At 56.6% G+C, this 13,266-nt stretch carries 10 protein-coding genes; 2 read left to right on the top strand and 8 right to left on the bottom strand.

All coding sequences use genetic code 11. From position 1 onward, the window contains the following. Window positions 1–79: 79 nt before the first annotated feature. Window positions 80–529, bottom strand: a complete 450-nt coding sequence (locus AB5Y85_RS08520) for an isoprenylcysteine carboxylmethyltransferase family protein (protein WP_257687705.1) — start codon at window positions 527–529, stop codon at window positions 80–82. A gap of 173 nt (window positions 530–702) precedes the next feature. On the opposite strand from AB5Y85_RS08520, the gene alr reads away from it, so the two are divergent. After that, on the top strand, window positions 703–1,929 hold the full coding sequence (gene alr / locus AB5Y85_RS08515; RefSeq protein ID WP_257687704.1) for an alanine racemase: 1,227 nt from the start codon (window positions 703–705) through the stop codon (window positions 1,927–1,929). 65 nt (window positions 1,930–1,994) lie between these two features. Here alr and AB5Y85_RS08510 read toward each other — a convergent pair whose 3' ends face one another. The 7 genes from AB5Y85_RS08510 to AB5Y85_RS08480 all read right to left on the bottom strand — a co-directional run bounded on the left by AB5Y85_RS08510 (window position 1,995) and on the right by AB5Y85_RS08480 (window position 9,751). Further along, window positions 1,995–2,939 (bottom strand): TerC family protein, encoded by a 945-nt coding sequence (locus tag AB5Y85_RS08510; RefSeq protein WP_115521083.1) that lies wholly within the window; start codon window positions 2,937–2,939, stop codon window positions 1,995–1,997. Window positions 2,940–3,241: 302 nt separating this feature from the next. Beyond that, on the bottom strand, window positions 3,242–4,237 hold the full coding sequence (gene oppF / locus AB5Y85_RS08505) for a murein tripeptide/oligopeptide ABC transporter ATP binding protein OppF (protein ID WP_005337666.1): 996 nt from the start codon (window positions 4,235–4,237) through the stop codon (window positions 3,242–3,244). Continuing rightward, window positions 4,238–5,218: an ABC transporter ATP-binding protein gene (locus AB5Y85_RS08500; protein ID WP_100646210.1), complete on the bottom strand. Its 981-nt coding sequence runs from the start codon at window positions 5,216–5,218 to the stop codon at window positions 4,238–4,240. Window positions 5,219–5,272: 54 nt separating this feature from the next. Next, the gene (oppC, locus tag AB5Y85_RS08495) at window positions 5,273–6,184 is read right to left on the bottom strand and encodes an oligopeptide ABC transporter permease OppC (protein ID WP_005337670.1); all 912 of its coding nucleotides are present in this window, start codon (window positions 6,182–6,184) and stop codon (window positions 5,273–5,275) included. Between the two features lie 14 nt (window positions 6,185–6,198). Further along, a complete protein-coding gene (gene oppB, locus AB5Y85_RS08490) occupies window positions 6,199–7,119 on the bottom strand; it encodes an oligopeptide ABC transporter permease OppB (RefSeq protein WP_005337672.1) in 921 nt (306 codons plus the stop codon). A 98-nt stretch (window positions 7,120–7,217) separates the two neighbouring features. Next, the gene (locus tag AB5Y85_RS08485) at window positions 7,218–8,837 is read right to left on the bottom strand and encodes an ABC transporter substrate-binding protein (protein ID WP_005337675.1); all 1,620 of its coding nucleotides are present in this window, start codon (window positions 8,835–8,837) and stop codon (window positions 7,218–7,220) included. Window positions 8,838–9,115: 278 nt separating this feature from the next. After that, entirely contained in the window at window positions 9,116–9,751 is a 636-nt protein-coding gene (locus tag AB5Y85_RS08480) for a YchE family NAAT transporter (protein WP_005337678.1), read from the bottom strand. An 840-nt stretch (window positions 9,752–10,591) separates the two neighbouring features. Between AB5Y85_RS08480 and adhE the strand changes: the two genes are divergently transcribed. Beyond that, window positions 10,592–13,258 carry a bifunctional acetaldehyde-CoA/alcohol dehydrogenase gene (adhE, locus tag AB5Y85_RS08475; protein ID WP_019446648.1) on the top strand — a complete coding sequence of 889 codons (2,667 nt, stop codon included), beginning with the start codon at window positions 10,592–10,594 and terminating at the stop codon, window positions 13,256–13,258. The last annotated feature ends 8 nt before the right edge of the window (window positions 13,259–13,266 follow it).

Here is a 13,266-nt window from a genome sequence, read left to right as displayed (position 1 = left end):
CCCCGGGCCCGCCCGGGGTTCTCTTTATCCAGCACGGCTGACCCGAATTATCCGCTCAGCTCACTCAGGTCACTGCCAGTCAGCACCAACGGCGAACACGCCGGCAATACGCCACATACTCGTCGCCGAAACGGGCATGCAACAGCCGCTCCTCCGGCATGATCTGAAAGCGGGTCAGCCAGGCAACCAGCACGATTGGCCCAACCCAGACCCAACTTCCACCGAGATAACAGCCCCAGGCGACCAGCCAGCTGAGCAGTCCCAGATACATGGGATTGCGACTGACACGATAGACGCCACAGGTCACCAGACGACTGGTGTGCTGAGGTTTGGTGGGGCTGACCGTGGTCTGGTGGTGACGAAACCGTTGCAGTGCCCCAAAGCCCATGATGGCCCCTACCACGATCAGCGCAGCCATCAGTACCATTGCCCAGATACCGGGCTGGCTCTCCCCTCTTAGCCACCACATGGTTCCCGCACAGAGCAGGAAGATCAGCGGTGGTGGCAAACGTAACTCAAGATTGACCATTTTATTCCCCTGACGAGTGTCGGCCGAACCCGTGTTGCGGTAGACTCCCAACCAGTCAGCGCCTGTTGAGAGTGACAAAGATCATAATAATAACAACAAGTTGTGGTTAAACCACCACCAATGTGGCCGACCCCGTCCAAACTATCCAACGCGAACAACAAAAAGGAATCACCATGCACAAGAAAACTCTGCTGGCTACCCTGATCTTCGGCCTGCTCGCGGGCCAAGCCGTTGCGGCTCCCTATCTGCCCCTTGCGACGGATCATCGCAGCGGCCAGGAGCAAATCGCCAGCAACGCCTGGTTGGAAGTGGATCTGGGCGCCTTTGAACACAATATCCAGACCCTCAAGGATCGCCTCGGCGACAAGGGCCCGCAGATCTGCGCCATCATGAAGGCCGACGCTTATGGTCATGGCATCGACCTGCTGGTCCCCTCCGTGGTCAAGGCCAATATCCCCTGCATCGGCATCGCCAGCAACGAAGAGGCGCGCGTCGCCCGCGAGAAGGGCTTTACCGGCCGTCTGATGCGGGTGCGTGCTGCCACCCCGGATGAAGTAGAGCAGGCCCTGCCCTACAAGATGGAGGAGCTGATCGGCAGTCTGGTGAGTGCCCAGGGTATCGCCGATATCGCCCAGCGCCACCACACCACCATTCCGGTGCATATTGCGCTCAACTCCGCCGGCATGAGCCGCAACGGCATCGACCTGCGTCTGGCCGATGCCAAGCAGGATGCGCTGGCCATGCTCAAGCTAAAGGGGATCACCCCGGTCGGCATCATGACCCACTTCCCGGTTGAGGAGAAAGAGGACGTCAAGATGGGGCTGGCCCAGTTCAAACTGGACTCCCAGTGGCTGCTGGAAGCGGGCAAGCTGGATCGCAGCAAAATCACCATCCACGCCGCCAACTCCTTCGCCACCCTGGCCGTGCCGGACGCCTACTTCGACATGGTGCGCCCGGGCGGCCTGCTCTACGGTGACTCCATCCCCTCCCACACCGAATACAAGCGGGTGATGGCATTCAAGACCCAGGTCGCCTCGGTCAACCACTATGCAGCGGGCAACACCGTCGGTTATGACCGCACCTTTACCCTCAAGCGTGACTCCTGGCTCGCCAACCTGCCGCTGGGCTACTCCGATGGCTATCGCCGTGCCCTCAGCAACAAAGCCTATGTGCTGATCCAGGGTCAGAAGGTACCGGTGGTCGGCAAGACTTCCATGAACACCATCATGGTGGATGTGACTGATCTGAAAGGGGTGAAACCCGGCGACGAGGTGGTGCTGTTTGGCCGTCAGGGTGACGCCGAAGTGAAACAGGCGGATCTGGAGGAGTACAACGGCGCCCTGCTGGCGGACATGTACACCATCTGGGGCTACACCAACCCCAAAAAGATCAAACGCTGATCACGCGATATGAAAAAGGGCTCCCGCGGGAGCGCTTGTTGTTATTGCTTAATTGTCTGCCGCGCTCAAGCGGCCTTTTTACGGGTCACAAACAGACTCAGCCCCATGGATGCCAGCAGGATCAATGCAACTACGCCCAGTGCAATGCCGGTCGGGATCTTGAAGATATCCAGCAGTAGCATCTTGACCCCGATAAACATCAGGATCAGCGCCAGACCGTATTTGAGCAGGGCGAAGCGATCAGCCACACCCGCCAGCAGGAAGTACATGGCGCGCAGACCCATGATGGCGAAGATGTTGGAGGTCAGCACGATGAAGGGATCCGTGGTCACCGCAAAGATGGCCGGGATACTGTCCACCGCAAAGATGAGATCGCTCACCTCCACCAGCACCAGAATGAGCAGCAGCGGGGTGGCATAGCGCACACCGTCACGCCAGACGAAGAACTTCTCCCCTTCCAGGGTCTCGGTCACCTTGAAGCGACGGCGCATCCAGCCCAGCAGCGGGTTGTTGGCCAGATCCGGCTCCTTGTCGGCCGCCCAAAGCATCTTGGCACCGGTCAGCAGCAAGAAAGCGCCGAACAGGTAGAGGATCCAGTGGAACTGCTCGATGAGCCAGCTGCCCGCAAACACCATACCGGCACGCATCACGATGGCACCCAGTACCCCGTAGAGCAGCACCCGGCGCTGTAGCTCGGCCGGAATGGCAAAGTAGCTAAACAGCATCAGCCAGACGAAGACGTTGTCCACTGCCAGCGCTTTCTCGATGAGGTAGCCGGTGAGGAACTCCAACCCCTTCTGGTTGGCGATTTCACGGCCCGCGCTGTGATCGAGCCAGAGCCAGATAGCCAGGTTGAAGAGCAGGGCAACACTGATCCAGATGAGGGACCAGACGCCCGCCTCTTTGAGAGATACCTTGTGTGACTTGCCGCCACCGACAAAGCGTATGTCTATCCATAACAGGACCAGCACTATGCTGAAGAAACCGGTCCACATCCACCATTCACCCATTTTCACTTCTCCCAAAAACGACAAAACCCACGACCGAGAGGCGTGGGTTTGCGTTTGGAGCAGATACACCTTGCCTCTCGGCAAGGTCTCACTTACAGCTGATTTGCATCGACTGCCCGGCTGCCGGGTGCACTGCAGGATATGGGTGCACCGTAATGACGACAAACCGGCGAGAAGTTACTCCCCTTGTTGCGCGGATAGTAGCAGCGGTAAAAGATAACGCCAAGAGGCATCTTCACTGCCGTCAAAAATAAATCGGGGCCCCATCAAGGAGCCCCGCAAACAGGTTCAACACATCCCCATCAGAGCGGATCGACCTTGAGGCAGGAGACCGCGTGATCGAAGTTACCCTCCAGCACGGGGCGGGTCTTGGCGCACTCGGGGCCAGCCACCGGACAGCGGGTACGGAACACACAACCGGACGGCGGATTCATCGGTGAGGGCAAATCCCCCTCCAGGATCTGGATCACCTTGTTGCGCTCCAGCTCAGGGTCCGGGATCGGCACCGCTGACATCAGCGCCTTGGTGTAGGGATGCAACGGGTTGGCAAAGATCTCCTTGCGGGTCCCCAGCTCAACGGCGTTGCCCAGATACATCACCAGCACCCGATCGGAGATATGCTTGACCACCGACAGGTCGTGGGCGATGAAGATGAGCGACAGCCCCATCTCCTTTTGCAGGGATTTGAGCAGGTTGACCACCTGCGCCTGAATGGAGACGTCGAGCGCCGACACCGGCTCGTCGCAGATGATCATCTTGGGCTCGAGGATCAGCGCCCGGGCAATCCCGATCCGCTGGCACTGGCCGCCGGAGAACTCGTGCGGATAGCGGTTGACCAGGTTGGGCAAGAGCCCCACCTTGCTCATCATGGCGCGCACCTTCTCTTTCACCTCTTCCCGCGGCAGGTTGGGGTAGAAGGTGATAAGCGGCTCGGCGATGATGTCGCCAATGGTCATGCGCGGGTTCAGAGAAGCCAGCGGGTCCTGGAAGATCATCTGGATCTCTTTGCGCTTCTCGCGCAGGGCATTCTGATCGAGCTTGGTGAGATCGTCACCCAGCCACACCACCTTGCCATCGGTGGCCGGTACCAGACCGATGATGGCGCGGGCAAAGGTGGACTTGCCGCAGCCGGATTCACCCACCACGCCGAGGGTTTCACCTTCGTAGAGGCGCAGGGTAACACCATCGACCGCCTTCAAATCGGATGGCTTGGCCCAGGGCCACGCCTTGCCACTCTTGATACTGAAGTGGACCTTGAGGTCAGACACTTCCAACAGCAATTTTTTGTCGGCACCCATTTAGTTGGCCCCCTTGTTGATGGCATCCGAAACCCAGTGACAGGCACGCTCTCGACCGTCGTTGAACGGGGTCAGAACTGGTGACTGCTGGCCGCAAATCTCGCTGACCCGGTGGCAACGCTCCTGGAAGGGGCAGCCGGTGGGCAGACGCAGCAGGTTGGGCGGATTGCCCGGGATGGTGGGCAGCACTTCCCCTTCGGTATCGAGGCGGGGAATGGCGCGCAGCAAGCCTTCGGTATAGGGGTGGCTCGGGCGATAGAAGATATCGTCTACCTTGCCGTACTCCATGGTACGACCGGCATACATCACCAGCACCTTGTTGCAGATACCGGCGACCACGCCAAGGTCATGGGTGATCATGATGATGGCGGTGTTGAACTCGCGCTTGAGCTCGTTCATCAGAGTCATGATCTGGGCCTGTACGGTCACGTCGAGTGCGGTAGTCGGTTCGTCAGCGATCAGCAGTTGCGGCCGGCAGAGCAGTGCCATGGCGATCATCACCCGCTGACGCATGCCGCCGGAGAACTCGTGGGGATACATCCCCATCCGCTTGCGTGCTTCGGGAATTTTGACCGCATCGAGCATCCGTACCGACTCTTCGAACGCTTCCGCCTTGCTCACCCCTTTGTGCAGCATCAGCACTTCCATCAGCTGATCCTGCACCTTCATGTAGGGGTTGAGAGAGGTCATGGGGTCCTGGAAGATCATGGCGATCTTCTCAGAGCGGATCTTGTTGAGCTTGGACTCCGGCAGGTTGAGGATCTCTTCGCCCTGAAACTTGGCGGAACCGGTAATAATGCCGTTTTTGGCCAGCAGCCCCATGATGGCAAAGGCCGTCTGGGATTTGCCGGAGCCGGACTCGCCGACGATCCCCAGGGTTTCACCCGCAGAGAGAGAAAAGTTGAGGTCGTTGACCGCCACCACATTGCCGTCCGGGGTCTTGAACTCGACCCGCAGATCTTTCACATCCAGTAACTTCATATAAAAACTCCTTATCGATCTTTCGTGATGCTTTCCTGTCGACCCGATGCTCGATTAACGATCTTTCGGATCGAGGGCATCACGCAGACCATCCCCGAGGAAGTTGAAGCAAAACAGGGTCACCACCATAAAGCAGGCGGGGAACAACAGTTGCCAGATGGCCACTTCCATCGACTTGGAGCCTTCATCCAGCAGGGCACCCCAGCTGGTCATCGGTTCCTGAACCCCAAGGCCCAGGAAACTCAGGAAGGATTCAAACATGATCATCCCCGGCACCAGCAAGGTGGCGTAGACGGCCACGATACCGAGTACGTTCGGTACGATGTGACGGGTGATGATCTTCCACTTGGAGACGCCACAGACGTGGGCTGCCTCGATAAACTCCTTGCTCTTGAGGCTGAGAGTCTGGCCGCGCACGATCCGCGCCATGTCGAGCCAGCTCACCGCCCCGATGGCGATAAAGATGAGTGCCAGATTGCGGCCAAAGAAGGTGACCAGCATGATGACAAAGAACATGAAGGGGAAGGCGTTGAGGATCTCCAGTACCCGCATCATCAGGCTGTCGACTCGCCCGCCGATAAAGCCGGAGGCCGCGCCATACAGAGTGCCGATGATGACCGCCACCATGGCGCCCATGATGCCGACCATCAGGGAGATGCGACCGCCCAGCAGGGTGCGCACGAACAGATCGCGCCCCAGACTGTCGGTACCGAAGTAGTGACCCGCTTCCATATCCGGCGGCGACTGCATGGCGCCCCAGTCCGGATCGTCAAAGGTGTATTGGGACAAATGGGGGCCAAAGATGACCGCCAGACCGATGATGGTCAGAATGATCAGGCTGGTCAGTGCAGCCTTGTTGCGCAGGAAACGGCGACGGGCATCCTTCCACAGGGAGCGTCCCTCCACCACTTCCACTTTTTGCGCGAACGCCTCGACGGCATCGCGTTTTTCAGTTGAAACAACCATGATGAACTCCCGAATTAGTAACGGATCTTGGGATCGATAAAGGCGTAGAGAATATCGACCACAGCGTTAAAGGTGATGGTGAGGGCGCCGACCAGAATGGTCAAACCGAGCACCATGGAGTAATCACGGTTAAGGGCACCGTTGACGAACAGCTGACCGATCCCCGGCAGGCCGAAGATGGTCTCGATCACCACGGAACCTGTGATGATGCCGACAAAGGCCGGGCCCAGATAGGAGACCACCGGCAGCATGGCCGGACGCAGCGCGTGTTTCAGGATGATGTGGCGCAGCGGCAAGCCCTTGGCACGGGCGGTACGGATGAAGTTGGAGTTCATGGTCTCGATCATGCTGCCCCGCATGATCCGCGAGATGGCAGAGATGTAGTACATCATCATGCCGAACACCGGCAGCACCATAAACTGGATGCCACCACCCTGCCAGCCACCGGCAGGGAACCAACCCAGATGAATACTGAAAAACAGCACCAGCAAGGGCGCCAGCACAAAGCCCGGGATCACCACCCCGGCCATGGCCGACGACATCAGTAGATAGTCGATGATGGTGTTCTGTTTCAGGGCCGCTATGGTGCCGAAGGTAACCCCCAGCAACACGGCGAAGAAGAAGGCCGTGGTCCCGATCTTGGCGGAAACAGGCAGCGCCTGGCTCACCAGATCATTGACGGTAAAATCCTTGTATTTAAAAGAGGGGCCCAAATCACCCTGCACCAGGTTGCCCAGGTAAGTGAGATATTGCATGCCAATGGGTTTGTCGAGCCCATATTTGGCCTCGATGTTGGCGATGACTTCGGGGGGCAGTGAACGCTCGCTGGTAAAGGGGTTACCCGGGGCGAAACGCATCATGAAGAAAGAGACGGTGATCAAGACCAGCAGAGTCGGGATCGCTTCCAATAGCCGTTTAAAAATGAATTTCAACATAGACATTTCCTGTCCTGTACTGCTTCCAAAGGGTCGCGATTGTAATAAAGGCCCGCCGTCCGGCGGGCCCTGCTTGTTATGCGACTTGTTGCTTTAAATCAGTGAGCAATGATGTACATATCTTTGCTGTAGAGGTTATCCAGCGGGTTGGCCGGGTAGCCGCCTACATAGGGTTTGACCATACGGGCAGTCACGTACTGGTAGATGGGGGCGATCGGCATGTCTTTGGCCAGGATCTCTTCAGCCTGGACGTAGAGCTTGTTGCGGGCAGCCACATCGACCTGATCACGGGATGAATCCATCAGCTTGTCGAACTCCGGATTGGAGTACTTGCCGTCGTTGTTACCGTGGGTGGTCTGCATCAGATCCAGCATGGAGGAGGCTTCGTTGTAGTCGGCGATCCAGCCGGCACGACCTACGTCAAACTGACCCTGTTTCTTGGTTTCCAGGTAAGTTTTCCACTCCTGGTTGACCAGGCTCACCTGCACCCCCAGCTTCTTCCACATGGAGGCTACGGCCACAGCCACTTTCTTGTGGTTGTCGTCGGTGTTGTAGAGCAGCTCGAACTTCAGCGGCTTGCTGGCATCGAAACCGGCCTCTTGCAGCAGCGCCTTGGCCTTGGCATCACGCTCGGCCTGGGTCATCTTCGACCACTCGGGCGCTACCGGCTTGAAGCCATCGACGAAGTCCGGCACCAGGGTGTAACCGGGCGTCTGACCCTGACCCATCACCTTGTCGGCGATCACGTCGCGATCGATGGCATAGGAGAGCGCAGTACGGACACGCACATCGTCAAACGGCTTCTTCTTAACGTTGTACTGGTAGTAGTAAGTACCAACATAACCGGTCACTTTCAGCTCGTCCGGCTTCTCTTTCTTCATCTGCTTGAAGCGCTCGATGGGCATCTGATAGGTGATGTCCACTTCGCCCGCCAGATAGCGGCTCAAGTCGGCGTTGGTAGACTGGATGGGCAGATAGACCACCTTGTTGATGACGGTCTTGCCATCGTTCCAGTAGTGCTTGTTGCGCTCCACTTCGACGCGCTCGTTCACCACCCAGTTCTTCAGGGTATAGGCACCGTTGGATACCATATTTTCCGGCTGGGTCCACTTGTCACCGAACTTCTCGATCACCTTCTTCGGTACCGGATAGGTGGTGGTGTGGGAGAGCATGCTGACGAAGTAAGGGATCGCTTTCTCAAGCTGCACTTCGAAGGTGTAGTCGTCGGTCGCTTTCACGCCCAGCGTATCAGCCGGCTTTTTACCTGCGATGATCTCGGAGGCATTGGCAATGGTCGGGATCTCCAGATACCAGGAGTAAGGAGAGGCGGTTTTCGGATCAACGGCACGCTGGAAGGCAAAAACGAAATCGTGTGCAGTGACCGGGTCACCGTTGGACCACTTGGCATCTTTGCGCAGGTGGAAGACGTAGTGCTTGTTATCCTTGGTTTCCCAGGATTCAGCCACAGCCGGGAGAATTTCCCCTTTCGGGCCGGAAGCAACGAGACCCTCGAACAGGTCGCGCAGGATATTGGATTCGACCGTTCCTTCGGTCTTGTGCGGGTCAAGGGTCGCAGGCTCGGAGCCGTTGCCTTTTACCAGTTGCTGGACTTCAGCCAGCTTGGTTCCCGCCGGGACATCGGCAGCCTGAGCCACATTGACGCCACCAAACAGTGCAGCCACCAGCAATGTGTTAATCATTGTTTTTTTATGAGTCATTTCCCTACTCCAACAAGAACATTCCATGCATTTTTTAAAGTGACGGGGTAAAACCCGCTCCCAGCATAATTCCCTGCCAATTCCGATAATGCAATAGATATTGTCAGGGTAATCGTCATTTTATGGTCAAAAAATCAGCTGACATGCGCTTTTTCAGTATTAAAATACCAGCAAGGCGCTCATTTTTCACACAAACGACCGATTCTAGAAAAGACCGGGCAAAAAGCAACCAATAAAAAGCCGGTCACGAGGACCGGCTTTCATAAAGCGGAGCTGGCTCACATCAGGCTGGGGAAAACCCCCTTGATGCCGGCCACCATGATCTCGATACCCAGCGACATCATGATAAGACCCATGATACGGGTCACCACGTTGATGCCGGTGTTGCCCATGATCTTGAACAGCAGCGGCGCGGCGCGGAAGATGAGCCAGGAGCAGAAGGAGAAGACAACGACAACCACTGACATGCCGAGCAGCTGCTGCCAGTGGCTCTGGCTGGCGTAGACAATCACCGAGGAGATGGCACCGGGGCCCGCCATCAGCGGCAGCGCCAACGGCACCACGGCGATAGACTCGCGCACCGCCAGTTCGCCCTTTTCCTGTTTGTTGTGCTTCACCTCGCCCAGCTTGCCCTGCAGCATCGACCAGGCAATCAGGGTAATCAGCGACCCACCGGCGATCCGGAACGACGCCAGCGAGATGCCAAACCCATCGAGGATCAGCTGCCCCATATACATGGAGACCAGCAGGATCACCATCACCGCGATATTGGCGGTGGTATTGGTTTTCATCCGCTCAGCCTGGGTATGGTGGCTGGTCAGGCTGACAAACACCGGCAACAAACCAAGCGGGTTGATAATTGCGAACAAACCGACAAAAAACTTCAGATACAACGAGACGTCAATTGCTGCCATAGGCGCCTTCCAATAGAGTTTCGGGCCCAGCGGGCCAGTCCATTAATTTCGTGCGTAAATTTACATCATAGCCAGAGCGGGCACCAATCAAATAATCTCACCATTTTGAGGGTTTTTTAGTTAGTTCATCTAATGCATCCGCGCTAACCGGCATAAACCGATGCCAAAAGCCCTTTCTACCGCCCGACACGCGCCAGAAAAGTGAGCGCAAGCCTGCTTAATCATGACCAGAGAGTCCGACAGTGCCTGACCAAATGACCAAGGGACTCGAGAGAATCCAGGCTCTGCCTTCCCACTATTTCAGGCCAGACATCACTTCATTAACTCGGCAATAGAGCCACAATGCAAAAACCGGGAAAGCGGGCAGAAATGGCACCCTCGGGGAATAAAGCGGATTAGTCATGGATTAAAACAACAATCATTTTTGCAACAAACGCTGGAATAAAGTGCGTTTGTCGGTGATTTTGAAACCGATTCACTCATATTTGCTAACCTATACCGCCAAAATAGCTCTGCAATCCTATGTTCGATTGCAATTAACCACTTGATAAATGTGGTTTATTACCCTGCGTTAACAAGCCTCTCACCTTTCCCTTTGATGCACATTCCGATAACATCAGTCAAACAAGGATTGTGAAATAAAATTTCTTTTGTTCTTTTGTTACACATGATCCAGATCAAGTTTTTCTGAGTCAGCCCCGCTCTATAATCGACTCAGAAAGCGATTTAGTAAGGCATGTGAAAAAGCTGTTGCAACGATACCGTCTTGACAGGGCGACTATAATTGCCGGGCATTGCCAACGTCTTACTAAACAGTTTTCAAATAATCAGGAGATAAACATGGCAGTAACCAATTTGGCTGAACTGGATGCACTGGTCGCCCGCGTTAAGGAAGCCCAGCGTGAATTCGCCAGCTTCTCTCAAGAGCAGGTAGACAAGATCTTCCGTGCCGCCGCCCTGGCCGCCAACAACGCCCGTATCCCCCTGGCCCAGATGGCCGTGGAAGAGTCCGGTATGGGTATCATCGAAGACAAGGTTATCAAGAACCACTTCGCCTCCGAATACATCTACAACAAGTACAAAGACGAGAAGACCTGCGGCATTCTGAGCGAAGATGATCAGATGGGTACCATCACCATCGCCGAGCCGGTAGGCATCATCTGTGGTATCGTTCCGACCACCAACCCGACCTCCACTGCGATCTTCAAATCCATGATCGCGCTCAAGACCCGCAACGCCATCATCTTCTCCCCGCACCCCCGTGCCAAGAACTCCACCAATACCGCTGCCAAGCTGGTACTGGATGCAGCTGTTGCCGCTGGTGCGCCGAAAGACATCATCGGCTGGATCGACCAACCGTCTGTTGAGCTCTCCAACGCCCTGATGAAGCACGAAGACATCAACCTGATCCTGGCCACCGGTGGCCCGGGCATGGTGAAAGCAGCCTACTCCTCCGGTAAGCCTGCAATCGGTGTGGGTGCCGGTAACGTACCTATCGTTATCGACGAAACCGCCGACGTGAAGCGTGCCGTTGCCTCCATCCTGATGTCCAAGACTTTCGATAATGGCGTGGTCTGCGCTTCCGAGCAGGCAGTCATCGTTGTTGATGCCATCTACGACCAGGTTAAAGAGCGCTTTGCATCCCACAAGGGCCACGTGCTCTCCAAAGAAGATGCTGACAAGGTACGTAAAGTCATCCTGATCAACGGTGCCCTGAACGCCAACATCGTTGGCCAGCCAGCCACCAAGATTGCCGAGATGGCAGGCGTGACTGTACCGGCTGATACCAAGATCCTGATTGGTGAAGGCGTCAAGCTGTGTGCAGAAGATGAGTTTGCTCACGAGAAATTGTCCCCGCTGCTCGGTATGTTCCGTGCTAGCAGCTTCGAAAACGCCGTTGATATGGCCTGTGACATGGTCAACATCGGTGGTATCGGCCACACCTCAGGTCTGTACACCGACCAGGACCGCAACGCTGACCGCATCAAGTACTTCGGCGACAAGATGAAGACCGCGCGTATCCTGATCAACACTCCGTCTACCCAAGGCGGTATCGGTGACCTGTACAACTTCGCAATGGCTCCGTCCCTGACCCTGGGTTGCGGCTCCTGGAGCGGTAACTCCATCTCCGAAAACGTGGGTCCGAAGCACCTGATCAACAAGAAGACAGTCGCAAAACGGGCAGAAAACATGCTGTGGCACAAACTTCCGAAATCCATCTACTTCCGTCGTGGTTCCCTGCCGATCGCTCTGAGCGACCTGGAAGGTAAAAAGCGTGCCATGGTCGTGACCGACCGCTTCCTGTTCAACAACGGCTACGCCGATGAACTGGTCAGCCTGCTGAAAGCACAGAATATGGAAGTGGAAGTGTTCTACGAAGTAGAAGCTGACCCGACCCTGGCTGTGGTTCGCAAGGGTGCCGAGATGGCCAACTCCTTCAAACCGGACGTTATCCTGGCGCTGGGCGGTGGTTCACCGATGGATGCTGCCAAGATCATGTGGGTGATGTACGAGCACCCGAACACTGCGTTCGAAGATCTGGCCATGCGCTTCATGGACATCCGCAAGCGTATCTACAAGTTCCCGAAAATGGGCGTGAAGGCCGAACTGGTCTGTATCACCACCACTTCCGGTACCGGCTCTGAAGTCACTCCGTTTGCGGTAGTAACCGATGAAGTGTCTGGTCAGAAGTATCCGCTGGCTGACTACGAGCTGACCCCGAACATGGCCATCGTTGATGCCAACCTGGTCATGGGCATGCCGAAGTCCCTGTGTGCCTTCGGTGGTATCGATGCCGTGACTCACGCCATGGAAGCCTATGTTTCCGTACTGGCTAACGAGTACTCCGACGGCCAGGCGCTGCAAGCCCTGAAAATGCTGAAAGAGTACCTGCCGTCCAGCTACCAGAACGGTGCCAACGACCCGATCGCTCGTGAGAAGGTACACAATGCTGCCACCATCGCCGGTATCGCGTTCGCCAACGCCTTCCTGGGTGTGTGCCACTCCATGGCTCACAAACTGGGTGCCGAGTTCCACATTCCGCACGGTCTGGCTAACGCCCTGCTGATCAGCAACGTCATCCGCTACAACGCGAACGACAACCCGACCAAGCAGACTGCGTTCTCCCAGTACGACCGTCCGCAGGCTCGTCGTCGTTACGCCGAAGTCGCTGACCACCTGGGTCTGACTGCTGCCGGTGACCGCACCGCAGCCAAGATCGAGAAGCTGCTGACCTGGCTGGACGAGCTGAAGGCTACCCTGGGTATCCCGGCCTCTATCCGCGAAGCTGGCGTGACTGAAGCTGACTTCCTGGCCAAGGTTGACCAGCTGGCTATCGAAGCTTTCGATGACCAGTGCACCGGCGCCAACCCGCGCTACCCGCTGATCAGCGAGCTGAAGCAGGTTCTGCTGGACTCCTACTACGGTCGTCCGTTCACCGAAGCCGCTCCGGTAACTGCTGCCCCGGTTGAAGCCAAGGTTGAAGGCAAGAAGAAATCCAAGGCCTGATAACCAGT

Source organism: Aeromonas sp. R3-1 (assembly GCF_040908345.1).
GTDB classification, from domain to species: domain Bacteria; phylum Pseudomonadota; class Gammaproteobacteria; order Enterobacterales; family Aeromonadaceae; genus Aeromonas; species Aeromonas veronii.
This window is presented reverse-complemented; position numbering and strand designations above follow the sequence as displayed.

Excerpts from the sequence above, each read along its gene's own strand:
- AB5Y85_RS08520 (WP_257687705.1), bottom strand. The coding sequence starts at position 529 with ATGGTCAATCTTGAGTTACGTTTGCCACCACCGCTGATCTTCCTGCTC.
- alr (WP_257687704.1), top strand. The coding sequence starts at position 703 with ATGCACAAGAAAACTCTGCTGGCTACCCTGATCTTCGGCCTGCTCGCG.
- AB5Y85_RS08510 (WP_115521083.1), bottom strand. The coding sequence starts at position 2,939 with ATGGGTGAATGGTGGATGTGGACCGGTTTCTTCAGCATAGTGCTGGTC.
- oppF (WP_005337666.1), bottom strand. The coding sequence starts at position 4,237 with ATGGGTGCCGACAAAAAATTGCTGTTGGAAGTGTCTGACCTCAAGGTC.
- AB5Y85_RS08500 (WP_100646210.1), bottom strand. The coding sequence starts at position 5,218 with ATGAAGTTACTGGATGTGAAAGATCTGCGGGTCGAGTTCAAGACCCCG.
- oppC (WP_005337670.1), bottom strand. The coding sequence starts at position 6,184 with ATGGTTGTTTCAACTGAAAAACGCGATGCCGTCGAGGCGTTCGCGCAA.
- oppB (WP_005337672.1), bottom strand. The coding sequence starts at position 7,119 with ATGTTGAAATTCATTTTTAAACGGCTATTGGAAGCGATCCCGACTCTG.
- AB5Y85_RS08485 (WP_005337675.1), bottom strand. The coding sequence starts at position 8,837 with ATGACTCATAAAAAAACAATGATTAACACATTGCTGGTGGCTGCACTG.
- AB5Y85_RS08480 (WP_005337678.1), bottom strand. The coding sequence starts at position 9,751 with ATGGCAGCAATTGACGTCTCGTTGTATCTGAAGTTTTTTGTCGGTTTG.
- adhE (WP_019446648.1), top strand. The coding sequence starts at position 10,592 with ATGGCAGTAACCAATTTGGCTGAACTGGATGCACTGGTCGCCCGCGTT.